This is a genomic window from Janthinobacterium sp. LPB2021202312-11-4 (genome assembly GCF_037049705.1).
Taxonomy (GTDB): Bacteria; Pseudomonadota; Gammaproteobacteria; order Pseudomonadales; family Pseudomonadaceae; genus Aquipseudomonas.
In genome coordinates this window covers 18513-37219 of record NZ_JBAGKV010000005.1, presented here as the reverse complement: position 1 = coordinate 37219, position 18707 = coordinate 18513, and the positions used below count along the sequence as shown (strand labels likewise).

The window sequence follows — 18707 nt, the reverse complement described above, 5'->3', positions numbered from 1 at the left end:
GCGGGTTGCCGAAAAGATCGCCACCTTGTAGGAGCACGGCTTGCCGGCGATGGCGTCCTCAGGCCCGCTATCGCCGGCAAGCCGTGCTCCTACAAGTGACTCACTCAATGAAACAGGCTCACAAGGTGAAAAATATGCGCCAGCGCTTTATAGTGGCCGACCTCTGTTTCATCAAGTAGCCGAGCCCCATGTCCGAGCCACGCAAGATCCTCGTCACCAGCGCCCTGCCCTATGCCAATGGTTCGATCCATCTTGGCCACATGCTGGAATACATCCAGACCGACATGTGGGTGCGCTTCCAGAAGCACCGCGGCAATCAATGCATTTATGTCTGCGCCGACGACGCCCACGGTTCGGCGATCATGCTGCGCGCGGAAAAGGAAGGCATCACCCCGGAACAACTGATCGCCAACGTCCAGGCTGAACACAGCGCCGACTTTGCCGAGTTCCTGGTGGACTTCGACAACTTCCACTCCACTCACGCCGAAGAAAACCGTGAGCTGTCGAGCCAGATCTACCTGAAGCTGCGCGACGCCGGGCACATTGCCCAGCGCTCGATCACGCAGTACTTCGACCCGGAAAAGAAAATGTTCCTGGCCGACCGCTTCATCAAGGGCACCTGCCCGAAATGCGGCACCGAAGACCAGTACGGCGACAACTGCGAAAAATGCGGCGCGACCTACGCCCCGACTGACTTGAAAGATCCGAAGTCGGCGATCTCTGGCGCCACCCCGGTGCTCAAGGACTCCCAGCACTTCTTCTTCAAACTGCCGGACTTCCAGGAAATGCTGCAAGCCTGGACCCGCAGCGGCACCCTGCAAGACGCCGTGGCGAACAAGATCGCCGAATGGCTGGACGCCGGCCTGCAACAGTGGGACATCTCCCGCGATGCGCCGTACTTCGGCTTCGAAATTCCGGGCGAGCCAGGCAAATATTTCTACGTGTGGCTGGACGCGCCAATCGGCTACATGGCCAGTTTCAAGAACCTCTGCGCCCGTCGTCCGGACCTGGACTTCGACGCGTTCTGGGCCAAGGATTCCACCGCCGAGCTGTACCACTTCATCGGCAAGGACATCGTCAACTTCCACGCCCTGTTCTGGCCAGCGATGCTTGAAGGCGCCGGTTTCCGTAAACCGACCGGCATCAACGTGCACGGCTACCTGACCGTCAACGGTCAGAAAATGTCCAAGTCCCGTGGCACCTTCGTCAAGGCCCGGACGTACCTGGATCACCTCTCGCCGGAATACCTGCGCTACTACTACGCGGCCAAGCTGGGCCGGGGCGTCGACGACCTGGACCTGAACCTCGAAGACTTCGTACAGAAGGTCAACTCCGACCTGGTGGGCAAAGTCGTCAACATCGCCAGCCGTTGCGCCGGTTTCATCCAGAAAGGCAACGCCGGTGTGCTGGTGGCGGGTAACGCTGCGCCGGAACTGACCGACGCGTTCCTGGCTGCCGCGCCAAGCATCGCCGATGCCTACGAGGCGCGCGACTTTGCCCGGGCCATGCGCGAAATCATGGGCCTGGCCGACCGCGCCAACGCCTGGATTGCCGACAAGGCGCCATGGTCGCTGAACAAACAGGAAGGCAAGCACGACGAAGTCCAGGCCATCTGCGCCCTGGGCATCAATCTGTTCCGCCAACTGGTGATCTTCCTCAAACCGGTGCTGCCGCTGCTGGCCGCCGACGCCGAGGCGTTCCTGAACGTCGCGCCGCTGACCTGGAACGACCACGCCACGCTGCTGAGCGATCATCAGTTGAACGAGTTCAAACCGTTGATGACCCGCATCGACCCGGTAAAAGTCCAAGCCATGACCGACGCCTCGAAAGAAGACCTGACCGCCAGCGCTACCGACACTGGCGCCGCTGCCCCGGCCGGCAACGGCGAACTGGTCAAGGAACCACTGTCACCGGAAATCGAGTTCGATGCGTTTGCCGCCGTCGATCTGCGTGTTGCGCTGATTCTCAAGGCCGAAGCAGTGGAAGGCGCCGACAAGCTGCTGCGCCTGACCCTGGACATCGGGGATGAGCAACGCAACGTGTTGTCCGGGATCAAGAGCGCCTACCCGGACCCGTCCAAGCTCGAAGGTCGCCTGACGATGATGATCGCCAACCTCAAGCCGCGCAAAATGAAGTTCGGGATCTCCGAAGGCATGGTGATGGCGGCCGGCCCTGGCGGTGAAGAAATCTACCTGCTGAGCCCCGACAGCGGCGCCAAGCCGGGTCAGCGCATCAAGTAAGGCTCGATCCGCTCAACCGATCCCACAGTCGTGCCCGGCATGACTGTGGGATTTTCATGTCTGGCCCATAATTACTCTCAACTCTGGCCTCACCGTGTAGGAGCTGCCGAAGGCTGCGATCTTTTGATCTTGCCTTTTCAAGATCAAAAGATCGCAGCCTTCGGCAGCTCCTACGGGGTTAATCAGCAGCCTGCAACATCGTGTGAATACGGACGATCATGACCGAACTGCTTCTAACGCTTATCAGCGCCGCCCTGATCAACAACCTCGTGTTGCACTGGCCGCTGGGCGTCGATCCGCTGTTGACCACGCAGCGCAGGCAGGTTCACGCACTGGGCATTGCCACGGCGAGCCTGATGTTGATCGTCGGCATGCTCGGTTACGCGTTCTATCATGGGTTGCTGGTGCCGCTGGAGCTGACGGCCCTGCGCCTGTTCGTGTTCCTGCCGCTGAGCGTTTTGCTGATCGCTCCGTTGTTGAAACTGCTTTCACGGTTACTTCCAAAGCTCTCTTTCGATGGCCTGTGGCCATTGCTGCTCGGCAATGCCGGCGTCCTCGGGCTGACGTTGATCAACGCTCAGGACGACAAGGGGTTCTTCCACGCCACCGCCCTGAGCCTCGGTGCCGGGCTCGGTTTCTGGCTGGTGCTGAGCCTGTTCAGCGACTTGCAACAGCGCACACTCGATAACGATATTCCCCTGCCCTTTCGTGGCTTGCCGATCCAGTTGATCGGCGCCGGACTGATCGCAGTGGCCTTTCTCGGATTCAGCGGACTGATCAAAACATGAGTCTGATTCAACGCATCGACGCCCTCTTGCCCCAGACCCAATGCGGCAAGTGTGGCCATCCCGGATGCAAACCCTACGCCGAAGGCATCGCCCAGGGCGAGCCGATCAACCAGTGCCCGCCGGGTGGCAGCGAAACCATCGCGGCCTTGGCCGAACTGCTGAAAGTGCCGGTGCTGGAACTGGACACCAGTCGCGGCGCGGCACCGGCGCAGATCGCCTACATTCGCGAGGCCGAATGCATCGGCTGCACCAAGTGCATCCAGGCCTGCCCGGTGGACGCCATCGTCGGCGCGGCGAAGTTGATGCACACGGTGATCGTCGACGAATGCACCGGTTGCGACCTGTGCGTAGCGCCGTGCCCGGTAGATTGCATTGAAATGCGCCCACTGCCGCTGGCCACGGTGCTGCCGATTGTCGGCGGGCTGGCGTTCAGCCTTGAAGAGCAACGGGCCCGGGCCACCAAGCGCAATCGTGCGCGGCGGCGGTTCGAACAACGCAACGCCCGCCTGCAAGGTGAAGAGCAACAAAAAATCGCCGAGCGCCAGGCTCGCGCTCAACGCGCCGCGCAACCCAGTGAAGTCACCCTCAACCCGGTACAGGCTGCCCTTGAGCGGGTTCGCGCGCAGAAAGCGGCGAGCGCTGACGCCGCGTTGAAAAAAGCCAAGATCGATGTCGCGATGAGCCGCGCGCAATTGAACAAATCGCTGAAAGCTTTCGGGCATCCGCCAACCTTCGAGCAGCAGTCGCAATTGATCGTTTTGCAGCAGCAATTCGAAGTCGCCGAGCAAGCGCTGGCGCAACTGGAAAGCACCGCCCCACCGGTTCCGGCCCCTGTTGCCCCGGCGAAAGATGCGGAGCTGAAACGGGCGAAGATCCAGTTGGCCATGCGCCGCGCCGAACTGAAAAAAGCGCAGACCGCCGAAGCGCCGACAGAACAGATCAGCGCCTTGGAGCACGCATTGAAAAATGCCGAACAGGCCTTGCACGACGCTGAAGCCGTCAGCGATCAACCTTTGCCTGACCTGATACGCGTCGAAAAACGCCCCATCGACAGCCAACTTCGACAGCTGAAAACCGAATTGGCCTACGCCCGCGCCGACGTCAGCAAACTGGGACGCCGCGCCGACACTCCAACCGAGCAGATGGACAAGGCCCGCGCCCGCCTTCAGGAAGCCGAACGCCTGATGGAGGCTTATGTCGCCCCTTGAATCGGTGGACGAACGCCTTCAGCAGGCCATGAAGCTGGTGTTGCTGGCCACGGTGCCGGGAGCACTGGCGTTGTTTTGGCTGTACGGCTGGGGCGTATTGATCAACCTGATTCTGACGGCGGTGACCGCGCTCGCCGTGGAGGCCGCCGTGCTCAAGCTGCGCCAGCGCCCGCTCGGGCCGACCTTGAGCGACGGCAGCGCGTTGGTCACCGCGACGCTGCTGGCGCTGGCGTTACCGCCGTACTGCCCGTGGTGGCTGACGGTCACGGCCGCTGCCGCCGCGTTGTTGTTCGGTAAGCATCTGTACGGCGGTGTCGGCAAGAACCCATTCAACCCGGCCATGCTCGGTTTTGCCCTGGTGCTGGTGACGTTCCCGCAACCGATGACCCATTGGCCGTCATCCCATGGCATGGACTTGCTCGGAGGCCTATCCCAGGTCTTCGGTTTCAGCGTCAGCCAGACCCCGGATGCGTGGGTCCAGGCCACGGCGCTGGACAGCCTGCGCATCAACAAAAGCTTGACCATGGATGAGCTGTTCGCCGGCAACCCGGCGTTTGGCCGGTTTGGCGGCCACGGTGTGGAATGGGTCAACCTGGCGTTTCTGGCCGGCGGCGCGTTTCTGTTGCAACGGCGGGTGTTCAGTTGGCATGCGCCGGTGGGCATGCTGGCCAGCCTGTTTATCATCAGCCTGCTGTGCTGGAACGGTTCGGGTTCCGACTCCCATGGCTCGCCGCTGTTTCATCTGCTGACGGGCGCCAGCATGCTGGGCGCCTTTTTTATTGCGACGGAGCCAGTGTCCGGCGCAAAAAGTGCCGGCGCGCGATTGTTATTCGGCGTGGGGGTCGGATTGCTGACTTATCTGATTCGAACCTGGGGCGGCTACCCCGACGGCGTGGCGTTTGCGGTCCTGCTGATGAACCTCTGCGTGCCGGCACTGGAGCGGTTTGTCGCCGCCCGGCAGGAGCGAATCTCTCCATGAACCGAGCAATGAGCGTCGCGACATTGGTGTTATTGGCCGGACTGGGCATCGGCGCAACCTACGTTGTGCAAAACCTCAGCGCGGCACGCATTGCCACGGAACAACGCCTGATCGACAGCCGCACCCTGCTGGATATGCTGCCTCCCGGCAGCTACGACAATCAGCCGTTGGAACAGCCGCTAGCCCTCGAAAACCTTGCACTGACCAACAGCACGCTGCTGACGGGTTACCTGGCGACCAAGGGTGGCCGACCCAACGCCGTGTTGCTGCGCAGTCAAACCCTCGGTTACGCCGGGGCCATCGAGTTGTTGATCGCCATCGATGCCAACGGCAAGCTCTTGGGGGTCAAGACGCTCAAACAGACAGAAACACCAGGGCTGGGCGGCCGACTGGCCGACTGGCCGAATACGTGGCTGCAACTTTTTACCGGAAAATCGCGCACCGAGCCCGCTGACAATGGCTGGGCGTTGAAAAAGGATCAGGGACAATTCGATCAAATGGCCGGGGCGACCATCACCTCAAGAGCCGTGATAAACGCGATCCACGATGCCTTGCGCTACTTTGACGAACACCGGCAACAACTGGTCGGGAGCATTCCCCATGAATAAGGCGTCGCTACAGAACTCATTGATGCTGGCGCCGCTGGTGGGTGCCACCGGCTCGCTGATGAGCGCCTTGGGCCTGTGGATGATGTTCGTGGTGGTGATAGGGGCCTATGCCTTGGGGATGGGCGCCTTGCGTCCCCGGCTCGCCTCATCGACGCATTTGATTGCTGGCGTGCTGCTGGCAGCCACGTTGACCGCTTGTGTTGAACTCGCCGGGCAATCCTGGTCATTGCAATGGCAGCAACACTTGGGGCTGTATGCCGGGTTGATCGCCTTGCAATGCGTCGTGCTGGACAACAACGGTTTTTTCCAGAGCCCAGGACGTGATCGTCTGCGCCTGTGTGGCCTGTTCGGCCTGCTGATGGTCGTCCTGGGCCTGCTGCGCGAAATCATCGGCAACGGCACTCTTGGTGCTCATCTGACCTGGCTGATGGGTGGGGCGGATTGGCCCGGTTGGGTGCTGACCGTCGACGGCGGTCTGCGCCTGGCGACACTCGCCCCTGGCGGATTCATATTGCTGGGGCTATTGATCGCCGCCAAACAAGCCTGGCATCGTCCGACGCCCTCAAATTGATCGCTTTCGAGGAAACGCATTACCCATGAATGCCGCAAAACGTTATGAAATCTTCCGCAGGCTTCACGAAGACAACCCGGAACCGAAGACCGAACTGGCCTATTCCTCGGCATTCGAACTGCTGATCTCGGTGATTCTGTCGGCGCAGTCCACCGACGTTGGGGTCAACAAAGCCACGGCCAAGCTGTACCCGGTGGCCAATACGCCAGCGGCGATCTATGCCTTGGGCGTCGAAGGCTTGTCGCAGTACATCAAAACCATCGGCCTGTTCAACAGCAAGGCCAAGAACGTGATCGAAACCTGTCGCCTGCTGATAGAGCGCCATGGCGGCGAAGTCCCGCAAACCCGCGAGGAGCTTGAGGCGTTGCCCGGCGTCGGGCGCAAGACCGCCAACGTGGTGCTGAACACCGCGTTTCGCCAACTGACCATGGCGGTGGACACCCATATTTTCCGGGTCAGCAACCGCACCGGCATTGCCCCGGGCAAGAATGTGGTCGAGGTGGAGAACAAGCTGATGAAGTTCGTGCCCAAGGAATTCCTGCTCGACTCCCATCACTGGCTGATCCTCCACGGACGCTACGTTTGCCTGGCGCGCAAGCCTCGTTGTGGTAGCTGTCGGATCGAAGACTTGTGCGAATACAAGCAAAAGACTTCGGACGATTGACGCACTATTGGGTTTATTGATTTACCGATTGAAAAAATCTTTTTTACCCGCCGGGAGAATGTCGATATAAGGAGCGCCAAAGGCAGTCTTAGCCTGGAGTAACAAAATGAGCACTGGCAAAGAGCAATTGGACGTAGAAGACGACTTCACCCCCGTTGAAGCCGATGACGCTGAACCGGTGGTCGAGGTAGCGAAAACCAACCTGAGCAAGCGCCGCACCATCGACAATCTGCTGGAGGAGCGCCGACTGCAAAAGCAATTGGCCGATTACGATTTTGATCTATGACACCTAAAAGCCTCCCGAAATGGAGGCTTTTTACTATGTGCCGATCGTCACTGCATCCGGCAGAACGTGGAAGCCGTCATACCAGGCCATTACGCTGGGCCAGTTCGATAAGGTCCACCAGTGAGCGCGCATTAAGTTTTAACAATAACCGGGTCTTGTAAGTACTGACGGTCTTGTTGCTGAGAAACATTCCATCGGCAATCTCCTTATTGGTCTTTCCCCGGGCCAGTTGTTGCAACACCATCATCTCCCGCCCCGACAGACGATCCACCATATCGGCTTCACTGGCATTACCCAAACTGGCGCGAACGGTATGCAAGGCTTGATTGGGAAAGTAACTGTAGCCTGACAACACAGCCTTGATAGCACTGAGTAATTCTGTGAGGTCCTGTTGTTTGCAAACATAACCGGCGGCACCCGACTGCATGCAGCGCATTGAAAAATGTCCGGGTGCCTGGGAAGTCAGCACCAGCACTTTTAAAGGCAGCGCTACTGAAGTCAGACGCGCAATGACTTCCAGCCCATCCAGTTTCGGTATTCCAATATCCAGAATGACAATATCCGGCATATGCTCACGGGCTAGTTGCAAGGCATCCACGCCATTGTCTGTTTCGGCGATAACTTCGTAGCCATGACGTTCCATTAGCAAACGCACCGCAAGACGAATGACAGGGTGATCATCCACGATCAGCACTTTATTCATGGGCAAGTCCAATTTTCGCTGTTCGAATTTTTAGAGCCCGCACAATAGCCTAGTCGTTTCACCCATGGCATGCCGCTCCGCTCAAGCACCCACACCGAGAGACATTCCCTACAAGCAACGCGGATCAATCCTACAAAAAAACCTTGAATTTGAGGCGTTTTAAAACAGGAGACCTTAATAAGAGGCGGCTCTCAAAGAGCTTTTTTGTATCGCTTTACAACCAACAAACGGCCTGAGCATAAGCCGCTCAACGGCTTCCGTACCGGCGATCAACGGGGCCCCACTTAAAAACAACTGCTGTTTCCCAGCTGAAAATTCATACCGAAACAACAATTAAATCTTTTCTCCATGGTTTGTTAACTCAAGCAACGCAGCCCGAAAAACTTTTGATACAAGAACACCCGACATATAAAAATCACCAGCACTACAGTAAACCCATACCCATACATTCACTCCTGAAAAGTGGAGTCAACCTAGAAACAGTACCGTCCCTTAAAACAACACAAAAACACTTTTATTCACACGAGAAAAAGACACCACCTTATGAGTCACCACCATGATGAAATTCAAAAAAAGAATCTCAAACCCTATGACTGTTATTGCAATATTCGCCGCACTGTCCGAGACTTCCGCGGCCATCTCGCTACCCTTTCTGGATAATAACCAACGGGAAATCTATGTCTGGTTCTTGATCAGCTTTCCGTTTTACCTGCTCTTTCTTTTCTTCCTCACGCTCAACTTAAACTACCGCTCACTTTATGCCCCTTCTGACTTTGAAAAAGAAAAAAACTTCGTCAAAGTCATCGACAACACCGTGCGATCGGACAGTAAAAAACAGCCGTGCGCAAAGGATTCGCCTGCAAAGCTGGACGAATCCATGACCACTCCGACATCAGAACGCTCTCTCCCAGGCCTTTCAGCCCAGCTTTACCGGGCCTGGAAACCCCGGAGGCCACCGTCACAGGCCAACTGCTGGGTGCAGCACAACGTCTTGTTTTCAGCACACATGAAAGACCTGAGCATCATTGATGCCCGCAAGATGACGGCGAAAGCGGATATCACCACCCTGCTGGACAAAATCCGGGAGCCACGTGAGCCCGCCACGAAAGTGGTCGTGTTTCTTGCTTATAGCGAGTCGGAGAGATTATTGAAGGAAAGCACACACAAGTATTCAAAACACAGGAAGAAAGGCGCATGCCCAACCTTCTGGGTTGTTTACAACTTGAATTCACAGGGCGTGACAGTGCTGGATGAGGATTGATAACCGCCGTGTTCCGGAGTGGGAAGCCAGAACAGGAAAGGAACAGGCAACGACAAGATGCCAGGCAGAACACACTTTTTAGCGTTGTGGCCCTGTCGACGACAGGGCCACAATTTCACTTACCGACGCAAAGGTCTCAGAACAGCTTGCGACCTTTGTTGGCGGCAATGCGCATGCGCAAGGCATTGAGCTTGATGAAGCCCGCCGCATCGGCCTGGTTGTAGGCGCCGCCATCTTCTTCGAAGGTGGCAATGTTGGCGTCGAACAACGACTCATCGGACTTGCGACCGGTGACGATCACGTTGCCTTTGTACAGTTTCAGGCGCACAACGCCGTTCACGTGGGCCTGGGACGCGTCGATCATCTGTTGCAGCATCAAACGCTCAGGGCTCCACCAGTAACCGGTGTAGATCAGGCTGGCGTATTTCGGCATCAGCTCGTCTTTGAGGTGAGCCACTTCGCGGTCCAGGGTGATCGATTCGATCGCACGGTGAGCGCGCAGCATGATGGTGCCGCCAGGGGTTTCGTAGCAGCCACGGGACTTCATGCCCACGTAACGGTTCTCAACGATGTCGAGACGGCCGATACCGTGTTCGCCACCGATACGGTTCAACGTCGCCAGCACGGTGGCCGGGGTCATTTCGACGCCGTCCAGTGCAACGATGTCGCCGTTACGGTAGGTCAGTTCCAGGTACTGCGCTTTATCAGGAGCGTTCTCCGGGGAGACGGTCCATTTCCACATGTCTTCTTCGTGCTCGGTCCAGGTGTCTTCCAGCACGCCGCCTTCATAGGAGATGTGCAGCAGGTTGGCATCCATCGAGTACGGGGATTTCTTCTTGCCGTGGCGCTCGATCGGGATGTTGTGCTTTTCAGCATAATCCATCAGCTTTTCACGGGAGAGCAGGTCCCATTCGCGCCAAGGCGCGATCACTTTCACGCCTGGCTTGAGCGCGTAGGCGCCCAGTTCGAAACGCACCTGGTCGTTGCCCTTGCCGGTCGCGCCATGGGAAATGGCGTCGGCGCCGGTTTCGTTGGCGATTTCGATCAGGCGTTTGGCGATCAACGGACGAGCGATGGAAGTACCCAGCAGGTACTCGCCTTCGTAAACGGTGTTGGCACGGAACATCGGGAACACGAAATCACGCACGAATTCTTCGCGCAGATCGTCGATGTAGATTTCTTTTACGCCCATGGCCTGAGCCTTGGCGCGGGCCGGCTCGACCTCTTCGCCCTGACCCAGGTCAGCGGTGAAGGTCACCACTTCACAGTTATAAGTATCCTGCAGCCACTTGAGGATCACCGAAGTGTCCAGGCCGCCGGAATACGCCAGAACGACCTTGTTTACGTCCGCCATGCCATCACTCCACGGGGTTCTACGGAAAGCCGTGAAGTCTACCGGTCATACGGAATAATTTACAGAGGCGCGACAGCTTATGACGACGAAGCGACAGATTATGTCGAGCGAGCGACGATTTCAGCGGCTTCAGGAAGTCGCTGCGGCGCTCGCGGCAGAGGCCGATTGCGGGGCCGGCTTCTCGGCGGGCGCCACGCGTTCGAGACGCACGGCGACCCGGCGATTCTTGGCCCGGTTGGACGCGTTGGTGTTCGGCGCCAGCGGATAGCGCTCACCGTGGAAACGCATGGTGATCTGCGATTCCTGGATGCCATTGGCCTTGAAGAAGTCCATCACCGCCAGCGCCCGGCGCCGCGACAGTTCACGGTTGGTCAGGCGATTACCGCTGTTGTCGGAGTGCCCGTCAAGTTCGATGTGATTGACTGTCGGGTCGGCTTTCATGAACTCCAGCATGACCTGCAACTTGGCCTTGGCGGCGGGGTCCAGGTCGACGCCTTCGCCCGGGAAACCGACTTCCGATTGTTTCACCTGTTCAAAATTCTGCGGCAAGAGCTTGGCCACGCAACCTTGATAGTCATTGAAGGCCTTGCTGAACTTGACGGGCAGCAGACGCACTTCCGACACCCGACCATCGCCCGAGGCACGCCGAATGACCGGGCTGCGGCCGTCCATCAACCCGCTGATCAGGCGCCCGGCCTGCACTTGCGAACTGTTGAACAGCACATTGCCGCTACCGATATTCACCGACCCCAGGTTGATGTCGCCACGCCCCGGTTGCCAGGGTGCAGCCGCCGCCAGCAAGGTCGCCGAGCCACCGCCGATCACCGAGTTGTAGGCTTTGAGACGGAATACCGCCTGCTCGCCGGCACGCCGCACGAACTCGCCCGAGCCGAAATCGGTGATCGGTTGAGCCAGTCGGCATTCGAACTTGTCACCTTCGACCGTCCACTCGATGCTCTCCAGACGGGTCTGGAAAGTGAGCGCCATCGCGGGAAGGCTGGCAAACACACTGAGCAAGGCTAAATAACGCTGGCGCACGGGAGGCTCCACTGGCTTCTACAACAAAAAGACCGATACAGATGTTTAAGGCATACCTATTGGATATCGGAAGCTTGCTGCAAAACTTGATAGCGGGTGCCTGCATCAGTCTTTTCCGGTAGCATTCCCCTCAGTTTGACCCGCCTGGAATCCCCTCATGTCCGACCGCCTGACCCTGCTGCGTCCCGACGACTGGCATATTCATCTTCGCGATGGTGCTGTTTTGTCCAATACCGTTGCGGATGTCGCGCGCACCTTTGGTCGCGCCATCATCATGCCCAACCTGGTACCTCCGGTGCGCAACGCCGCTGAAGCCGACGGCTATCGCCAGCGGATTCTCGCTGCACGCCCGGCCGGCAGTCGTTTCGAACCGCTGATGGTGCTCTATCTGACCGACCGCACCCAGCCCGAAGAAATTCGTGAGGCCAAGGCCAGCGGTTTCGTTCACGCCGCCAAGCTGTACCCGGCCGGCGCCACCACCAACTCGGATTCTGGCGTCACCAGCATCGACAAGATTTTCCCGGCGATCGAGGCCATGGCCGAAGTCGGGATGCCGTTGTTGATCCACGGTGAAGTCACCCGTGGCGATGTCGACGTCTTCGACCGCGAAAAAATCTTCATCGATGAGCACATGCGCCGTGTGGTCGAGCGTTTCCCGACGCTCAAAGTGGTGTTCGAACACATCACCACCGCCGACGCCGTGCAGTTCGTCAACGCGGCCTCGGCCAACGTCGGCGCGACCATCACCGCCCATCACCTGCTCTACAACCGCAACCACATGCTGGTGGGCGGGATTCGGCCGCACTTCTACTGCCTGCCGATTCTCAAGCGCAACACGCACCAGGAAGCCTTGCTCGACGCCGCCACCAGCGGCAGCGAGAAGTTCTTCCTCGGCACCGACTCGGCGCCCCACGCCCAGCATGCCAAAGAAGCCGCGTGTGGCTGTGCCGGTTGCTACACCGCTTACGCAGCAATCGAGATGTACGCCGAAGCCTTCGAACAGCGCAATGCGCTGGACAAGCTCGAAGCCTTCGCCAGCCTCAACGGCCCGCGTTTCTACGGCCTGCCGGTGAATACAGATCGCATCACCCTGGTCCGCGACGAGTGGACCGCCCCAACCAGCCTGCCATTTGGCGAGCTGACCGTAATCCCGCTGCGCGCCGGTGAAAAACTGCGCTGGCGCCTGCTGGAGGAACACGCGTGAGTGAAGACCATTTCGACGACGAACAGGACGGTCAAGGCGGCGGAGGCGGTCCTCGTCATCCAATGGCGGCCCGATTCCGTGGCTACCTGCCGGTTGTCGTCGACGTAGAAACCGGTGGTTTCAACTCGGCCACCGACGCCTTGCTGGAAATCGCGGCGACCACCATCGCCATGGACGAAAAAGGCTTTGTGTATGCCGATCACACTTACTTCTTCCGCGTAGAGCCTTTTGAAGGCGCGAACATCGAAGCGGCGGCCCTGGAGTTCACCGGGATCAAGCTCGATCACCCGCTGCGCATGGCCGTCAGCGAAGAAACCGCGCTGACCGATATCTTCCGTGGCATCCGCAAGGCCCTGAAAGCCAACGGTTGCAAACGGGCGATCCTGGTCGGGCACAACAGCAGTTTCGACCTGGGTTTCCTCAACGCCGCGGTTGCGCGTCTGGACATGAAGCGCAACCCGTTTCATCCGTTCTCCAGCTTCGACACTGCCACCCTCGCGGGCCTGGCTTACGGTCAGACCGTATTGGCCAAGGCTTGTCAGGCAGCGGACATCGACTTTGACGGTCGCGAGGCCCACTCGGCTCGCTACGACACCGAGAAGACCGCCGAGCTGTTCTGCGGCATCGTCAATCGCTGGAAACAAATGGGCGGCTGGGAAGATTTCAACGACTGAGTCAGTCGCCGGATTTTATTCCGCCCACAAAAAAACCGGCCTCAAGGGCCGGTTTTTTTATGCCTCGAACGGTGCTTACAGCGCAGCAGCGTTTTCGGTCAGATAAGCCGCGACGCCTTCGGTCGAAGCGGTCATGCCTTTGTCGCCTTTTTTCCAATTGGCAGGGCAAACTTCGCCGTGCTCTTCGTGGAATTGCAGCGCGTCGACCAGACGGATCAGCTCTTCCATGTTACGGCCCAGCGGCAGGTCGTTGATGATCTGCGAGCGGACAACGCCTTTGTCGTCGATCAGGAATGCGCCACGGAACGCCACGCCGCCTTCGGATTCAACGTCGTAGGCCTTGGCGATTTCGTGCTTCATGTCGGCAGCCATGGTGTAGCGAACCTGGCCGATACCGCCATTGTTCACCGGGGTGTTGCGCCATGCGTTGTGAGAGAAGTGCGAATCGATCGATACCGCGACCACTTCAACGTTGCGTGCCTTGAAGTCAGCCATGCGGTTGTCCAGAGCAATCAGCTCGGATGGGCAAACGAAGGTGAAGTCCAGTGGGTAGAAGAACACCAGGCCGTATTTGCCTTTGATGGCCGACGACAGGGTGAAGCTGTCTACGATTTCGCCATTGCCGAGTACGGCCGGTACGGTGAAGTCAGGGGCTTGTTTGCCTACGAGTACGCTCATTGGATATCTCCTGGTCAAATAACGTGAAGCAATGGATTGGTGTCAGCCTGCCACCCTCAGGCGACAGCGCTGTGACACAAACCCGCTTCGCAAGGACCGAACATCATACACGGCGTTTTTGAGCTGTCCTTAACGGTTTTTACCGCTGGGTTAAATTTGCAGACGCGACGGTGGGTGGCAGATTGCCCCGGCCTGAACCGTTCGTCAGGCATCGGCCGATGTTGCATCAGGTTTACAGAAAGCACTTTGACAATCATTCTCGTTAACATTAAGATCCACCGCAATTGAGTCACAACCAGCGACGGTTCTCACTTATGTATGTCTGCCTCTGCACTGGCGTCACCGACGGTCAAATCCGCGATGCAATCTATGAAGGTTGCTGCAGCTATAAGGAAGTCCGTCAGGCCACCGGCGTAGCGAGTCAATGCGGTAAATGTGCCTGCCTTGCCAAGGAAGTGGTGCGCGAAACCCTGACCAAGCTGCAAACCGCCCAAGCCGCGATTCCCTTTCCTGTTGAATTTACTGCCGCATAATTACCGTATTTCAAAGAACCGGACTGATGTCCGGTTTTTTTATGCCCGTAAATCAACCGCTTAGGCTCAAGACGCGGAACACAAACATTCTTATTCCGATTAATTTTCATATAAGTTTCAATAACTTAGGTTTGACACTCTTAATTACGCGGCTCAAACTCTGCCTTATAGTCAGTTAATACAGGGCAGGACCCCATCATGAAAGGCGACATTACAGTCATCCAGCATCTCAACAAGATCCTTGCCAATGAGCTGGTCGCGATCAATCAATACTTTTTGCATGCACGCATGTACGAAGATTGGGGCCTGAACAAGCTCGGCAAGCATGAGTACAAAGAATCCATCGACGAGATGAAGCACGCGGACAAGCTGATCAAGCGCATCCTGTTTCTTGAAGGCCTGCCGAACGTCCAGGACCTGGGCAAGCTGCAGATCGGCGAGCACACCAAGGAAATGCTTGAGTGCGACCTGCGCATCGAACGCACCGGTCACGCGGATCTCAAAGTCGCGATCGCCCACTGCGAAACCGTTGGCGACTTCGGCAGCCGTGAACTGCTTGAAGATATTCTTGAAGCCGAAGAAGAACATATCGACTGGCTGGAAACCCAACTGGGCCTGATCGATAAAGTCGGTCTTGAGAACTATCTGCAATCGCAGATGGGCGAAGAGTAAGAGCTGTGTAGGAGCTGTGTAGGAGCTGTGTAGGAGCTGTGTAGGAGCTGTCGAGTGCAACGAGGCTGCGATCTTAACGATGACAGCAGCGACATCGCAGTAACTTACCAAGCGCAATAAAAAGCCCCGCCTCTTTAAAAGAGAGCGGGGCTTTTTACATGCTGAAGATCAAAAGATCGCAGCCTTCGGCAACTCCTACAGAGGAGCCTGTGCCTTAGGCTTCGGTCTTGGCAGCAGCCGCTTTTTCAGCCGCGGCTTTGATCGTGGCCTGAAGCGAACCGTCTGCAGCCATCTCGGTCATGATGTCGCTACCGCCGACCAGTTCACCACCGACCCACAGTTGCGGGAAGGTTGGCCAGTTGGCGTACTTTGGCAGGTTGGCGCGGATTTCCGGGTTTTGCAGGATGTCCACGTAAGCAAACTTCTCACCACACGCCATCACGGCCTGCGCGGCTTTCGCGGAGAAGCCACACTGCGGGGCATTCGGCGAGCCTTTCATGTAAAGCAGAATGGTGTTGTTAGCAATCTGCTCTTTAATCGTTTCGATGATATCCATGGAACACCTCGGCTGAACTTTCCGACTCAAAGGTCGGCACGGTGGCGCATTGTAACGGAAAGCCGAGCGCCATGCTCGGTCTCCCCGACAGACACGCTCAAGCGGCCGCCACCGTCACCGGCACACCATTCAATGCCGCATTCCCCGACAACTCATCGAGCTGGCATTCATCCGTCAGGTCGTTGGCGCTGGACCCCGGCTGGCTGCTGGCAATCGTCATCTGCACACCCGGGCGCGCATGCCCCCAACCGTGGGGCAGGCTGACCACGCCTTTCATCATGTCCAGACTGCCAAGCACTTCGACTTCAATCACCCCGACCCGCGAGCTGACCCGCACCCGCTGCCCGTCATTGAGCCCACGGCTGACCAGGTCCTCCGGGTGCATCAACAGTTGATGCCGAGGCTTGCCCTTCACCAGACGGTGATAGTTGTGCATCCACGAGTTGTTGCTGCGCACATGCCGGCGGCCAATCATCAGCAATTCATCAGCAGCCGGGGCTTGCAGGGCGGCGAAACGTGCCAGGTCAGCCAGGATCGCGGCCGGTGCGGCCTGGACGCGCTGGTTCGACGTCTTGAGTCGTGTCGCCAGGTTGGATTTCAGCGCGCCCAAATCAACGCCATGGGGATGATCGAATAGGGTCGTCAGCGACAACTTATGTTCGGACGCATCGCCATACAGCCCCGTGCGCAAACCACGGTCGATCATCTGCGCCGGTGCAATGGTCGGCTTGAGTTCCTTGCCGGTCTTGGTGGCGAACGCCTTGGCCAGGCCGACAAAAATCTCCCAGTCGTGCAGCGCGCCGGCCGGTTTGGCCAGGATCGCCCGGTTGAAGCGCGAAACGTTGCGCACGGCAAACATGTTGAACGTGGTGTCGTAATGATCGTTTTCCAGCGCCGAAGTCGACGGCAAGATCAGGTCCGCGTAACGCGTGGTTTCATTGATGTACAGGTCGATACTGACCATGAACTCCAATCCATCCAGCGCTTGCTCCAGTTGCCGGCCGTTGGGCGTGGACAACACCGGGTTGCCCGCCACGGTGATCAGCGCCCGCACCTGCCCTTCCCCGCCGGTCAGCATCTCTTCGGCCAGGGCCGACACCGGCAGTTCGCCGCCGTACTCCGGACGCCCGGACACCCGGCTCTGCCACAGGTTGAAATGCCCGCCCGAGGTGGAGGCCACCAGATCCACCGCCGGCTCGGTGCACAGCGCACCGCCCACTCGGTCAAGATTGCCGGTGACCAGATTGATCAACTGCACCACCCAATGGCACAGCGTACCGAAGGCTTGAGTCGAAACGCCCATGCGCCCATAGCAAACCGCCGTCGGCGCCGCCGCGAAGTCCCGGGCCAGCTGGCGGATCTGCTCGGCAGGCACCGCGCACAGCGGGCTCATGGCTTCGGCAGTGAAACCGGTGACCGCCGCACGCACCTCGTCTAGACCGTCCACCGGCAAATGGCTGTCGCGGGTCAGGCCTTCGGCAAACAATGTGTTGAGCAACCCGAACAACAGCGCAGCATCGCCGCCGGGGCGAACGAACAAATGTTGATCGGCAATCGCCGCCGTTTCGCTGCGGCGCGGATCGACCACCACCACTTTGCCGCCCCGGGCCTGAATCGCTTTCAGGCGTTTCTCAACATCCGGCACGGTCATGATGCTGCCGTTGGAAGCCAACGGATTGCCACCGAGGATCAGCATGAAATCGGTGTGATCGATGTCCGGGATCGGCAACAGCAAGCCGTGGCCGTACATCAAATGGCTGGTCAGGTGATGGGGCAATTGATCGACCGAGGTCGCCGAAAAGCGGTTGCGGGTTTTCAGCAGGCCGAGAAAGTAATTGCTGTGGGTCATCAGCCCATAGTTGTGCACGCTGGGGTTGCCTTGATAGACCGCCACCGCGTTCTGCCCGTGACGCTCCTGAATCCCGGCCAGGCGTTCGGCGACAAGATTGAAGGCGTCTTCCCACGCGATAGGCTGCCATTCGCTGCCAACTCGCAGCATCGGCTGGTGCAGGCGATCCGGGTCATTCTGGATGTCTTGCAGGGCCACGGCTTTGGGGCAGATGTGACCGCGACTGAACGTATCCTGAGGATCGCCCTTGATCGAGGTGATCTGCACCTGGCCGTCGGTTTCAGTGGTTTCGATGGTCAGGCCGCAAATGGCTTCGCACAGGTGGCAGGCACGGTGATGGAGAGTCTTGGTCATGGCCAGTCTCTGTTTTGTTTTGGGCGGGCAATAGCGGCCGCGGGAACAAAACTATGGCGCGTGCCCCGCCGCTGCGCCAGCGACGTTCGTCTTGTGAATCGGCGGCCATCAGGCCAGCCGATGGCTGAGCGGATTCAGTTCGGCGGTAACCGGGGCGGCACCTGTAACTGGATTTCCTGGATGGTTTCGATCTGCTCGTGGGCGACATGCACGCCGGTGAGTTCACCGATCAGTCGCCAATGCTCATCGAGCCCGGAACTGATAGTGGCCATGCGGTCGATCATCCGTCGACCGGCGGCCTTGGTGACTTCATCGTTACTGCGCATCAACTCGAAGGACATCGAGGTCATGGACGCGGTGAGGTGGGTCAGGGACCGGGCCGTGAGCCCGAGTAATTCCATTAATTGCTGTTCTTTCGATTCCATTCTCAAGTCTTCCTGCGTCGCTCGTCAGCTAGTTATAACCCAGCACTTTGCATTAGCAAATG

At 58.4% G+C, this 18707-nt stretch carries 20 protein-coding genes; 13 read left to right on the top strand and 7 right to left on the bottom strand.

Annotated elements, in window-relative coordinates:
* The first annotated feature begins 188 nt into the window (after window positions 1-188).
* The 8 genes from metG to V5E99_RS07160 all read left to right on the top strand — a co-directional run bounded on the left by metG (window position 189) and on the right by V5E99_RS07160 (window position 7344).
* Window positions 189-2240, top strand: coding sequence for a methionine--tRNA ligase (gene metG, locus V5E99_RS07195; protein ID WP_499801818.1), 2052 nt, complete (start codon window positions 189-191; stop codon window positions 2238-2240).
* 218 nt (window positions 2241-2458) lie between these two features.
* Complete coding sequence (locus tag V5E99_RS07190) at window positions 2459-3028, top strand: Rnf-Nqr domain containing protein (RefSeq protein WP_499801817.1); 570 nt, start codon at window positions 2459-2461, stop codon at window positions 3026-3028.
* On the top strand, window positions 3025-4236 hold the full coding sequence (rsxB, locus tag V5E99_RS07185) for an electron transport complex subunit RsxB (RefSeq protein WP_499801816.1): 1212 nt from the start codon (window positions 3025-3027) through the stop codon (window positions 4234-4236). The genes V5E99_RS07190 and rsxB overlap by 4 nt, the downstream gene beginning before the upstream one ends.
* A complete protein-coding gene (locus V5E99_RS07180) occupies window positions 4223-5215 on the top strand; it encodes an RnfABCDGE type electron transport complex subunit D (protein WP_499801815.1) in 993 nt (330 codons plus the stop codon). Before rsxB ends, V5E99_RS07180 begins: the two co-directional genes overlap by 14 nt.
* Window positions 5212-5823, top strand: a complete 612-nt coding sequence (locus tag V5E99_RS07175; RefSeq protein ID WP_499801814.1) for an RnfABCDGE type electron transport complex subunit G — start codon at window positions 5212-5214, stop codon at window positions 5821-5823. The genes V5E99_RS07180 and V5E99_RS07175 overlap by 4 nt, the downstream gene beginning before the upstream one ends.
* The gene (locus V5E99_RS07170) at window positions 5816-6394 is read left to right on the top strand and encodes an Rnf-Nqr domain containing protein (protein WP_499801813.1); all 579 of its coding nucleotides are present in this window, start codon (window positions 5816-5818) and stop codon (window positions 6392-6394) included. Before V5E99_RS07175 ends, V5E99_RS07170 begins: the two co-directional genes overlap by 8 nt.
* Window positions 6395-6419: 25 nt before the next feature.
* Window positions 6420-7058, top strand: a complete 639-nt coding sequence (nth, locus tag V5E99_RS07165) for an endonuclease III (protein WP_499801812.1) — start codon at window positions 6420-6422, stop codon at window positions 7056-7058.
* Window positions 7059-7164: 106 nt separating this feature from the next.
* The gene (locus V5E99_RS07160; RefSeq protein WP_007898493.1) at window positions 7165-7344 is read left to right on the top strand and encodes a PA3496 family putative envelope integrity protein; all 180 of its coding nucleotides are present in this window, start codon (window positions 7165-7167) and stop codon (window positions 7342-7344) included.
* A 76-nt stretch (window positions 7345-7420) separates the two neighbouring features.
* Here the strand turns inward: V5E99_RS07160 and V5E99_RS07155 are convergent, their stop codons facing one another.
* Window positions 7421-8047 (bottom strand): response regulator transcription factor, encoded by a 627-nt coding sequence (locus V5E99_RS07155; RefSeq protein WP_123515084.1) that lies wholly within the window; start codon window positions 8045-8047, stop codon window positions 7421-7423.
* Window positions 8048-8603: 556 nt separating this feature from the next.
* Here V5E99_RS07155 and V5E99_RS07150 point away from each other — a divergent pair.
* Complete coding sequence (locus tag V5E99_RS07150; protein ID WP_499801811.1) at window positions 8604-9308, top strand: hypothetical protein; 705 nt, start codon at window positions 8604-8606, stop codon at window positions 9306-9308.
* Between the two features lie 136 nt (window positions 9309-9444).
* On the opposite strand, the gene V5E99_RS07145 is transcribed toward V5E99_RS07150, so the two are convergent.
* Complete coding sequence (locus tag V5E99_RS07145; protein ID WP_088422930.1) at window positions 9445-10662, bottom strand: argininosuccinate synthase; 1218 nt, start codon at window positions 10660-10662, stop codon at window positions 9445-9447.
* Window positions 10663-10791: 129 nt separating this feature from the next.
* A complete protein-coding gene (locus V5E99_RS07140; RefSeq protein WP_499801810.1) occupies window positions 10792-11700 on the bottom strand; it encodes a flagellar protein MotY in 909 nt (302 codons plus the stop codon).
* A 157-nt stretch (window positions 11701-11857) separates the two neighbouring features.
* Here V5E99_RS07140 and pyrC point away from each other — a divergent pair, with 157 nt between their 5' ends.
* Together pyrC and rnt are read left to right on the top strand one after the other, a co-directional pair.
* On the top strand, window positions 11858-12904 hold the full coding sequence (pyrC, locus tag V5E99_RS07135) for a dihydroorotase (RefSeq protein ID WP_201206325.1): 1047 nt from the start codon (window positions 11858-11860) through the stop codon (window positions 12902-12904).
* A complete protein-coding gene (gene rnt / locus V5E99_RS07130; RefSeq protein WP_499801809.1) occupies window positions 12901-13578 on the top strand; it encodes a ribonuclease T in 678 nt (225 codons plus the stop codon). The genes pyrC and rnt overlap by 4 nt, the downstream gene beginning before the upstream one ends.
* A gap of 75 nt (window positions 13579-13653) precedes the next feature.
* Here the strand turns inward: rnt and V5E99_RS07125 are convergent, their stop codons facing one another.
* Entirely contained in the window at window positions 13654-14256 is a 603-nt protein-coding gene (locus V5E99_RS07125) for a peroxiredoxin (RefSeq protein ID WP_499801808.1), read from the bottom strand.
* Between the two features lie 314 nt (window positions 14257-14570).
* Between V5E99_RS07125 and V5E99_RS07120 the strand changes: the two genes are divergently transcribed.
* Together V5E99_RS07120 and bfr are read left to right on the top strand one after the other, a co-directional pair.
* Window positions 14571-14789 carry a bacterioferritin-associated ferredoxin gene (locus V5E99_RS07120; protein ID WP_008057530.1) on the top strand — a complete coding sequence of 73 codons (219 nt, stop codon included), beginning with the start codon at window positions 14571-14573 and terminating at the stop codon, window positions 14787-14789.
* Window positions 14790-14987: 198 nt separating this feature from the next.
* Window positions 14988-15461, top strand: a complete 474-nt coding sequence (bfr, locus tag V5E99_RS07115; RefSeq protein ID WP_499801807.1) for a bacterioferritin — start codon at window positions 14988-14990, stop codon at window positions 15459-15461.
* Window positions 15462-15675: 214 nt separating this feature from the next.
* Here the strand turns inward: bfr and grxD are convergent, their stop codons facing one another.
* The 3 genes from grxD to plzR all read right to left on the bottom strand — a co-directional run bounded on the left by grxD (window position 15676) and on the right by plzR (window position 18645).
* Entirely contained in the window at window positions 15676-16017 is a 342-nt protein-coding gene (gene grxD, locus V5E99_RS07110; protein ID WP_109501982.1) for a Grx4 family monothiol glutaredoxin, read from the bottom strand.
* A 97-nt stretch (window positions 16018-16114) separates the two neighbouring features.
* Complete coding sequence (locus tag V5E99_RS07105) at window positions 16115-18220, bottom strand: molybdopterin oxidoreductase family protein (protein WP_499801806.1); 2106 nt, start codon at window positions 18218-18220, stop codon at window positions 16115-16117.
* A 134-nt stretch (window positions 18221-18354) separates the two neighbouring features.
* On the bottom strand, window positions 18355-18645 hold the full coding sequence (gene plzR, locus V5E99_RS07100; RefSeq protein ID WP_499801805.1) for a PlzR type 4 pili assembly inhibitor: 291 nt from the start codon (window positions 18643-18645) through the stop codon (window positions 18355-18357).
* Between the last annotated feature and the right edge of the window lie 62 nt (window positions 18646-18707).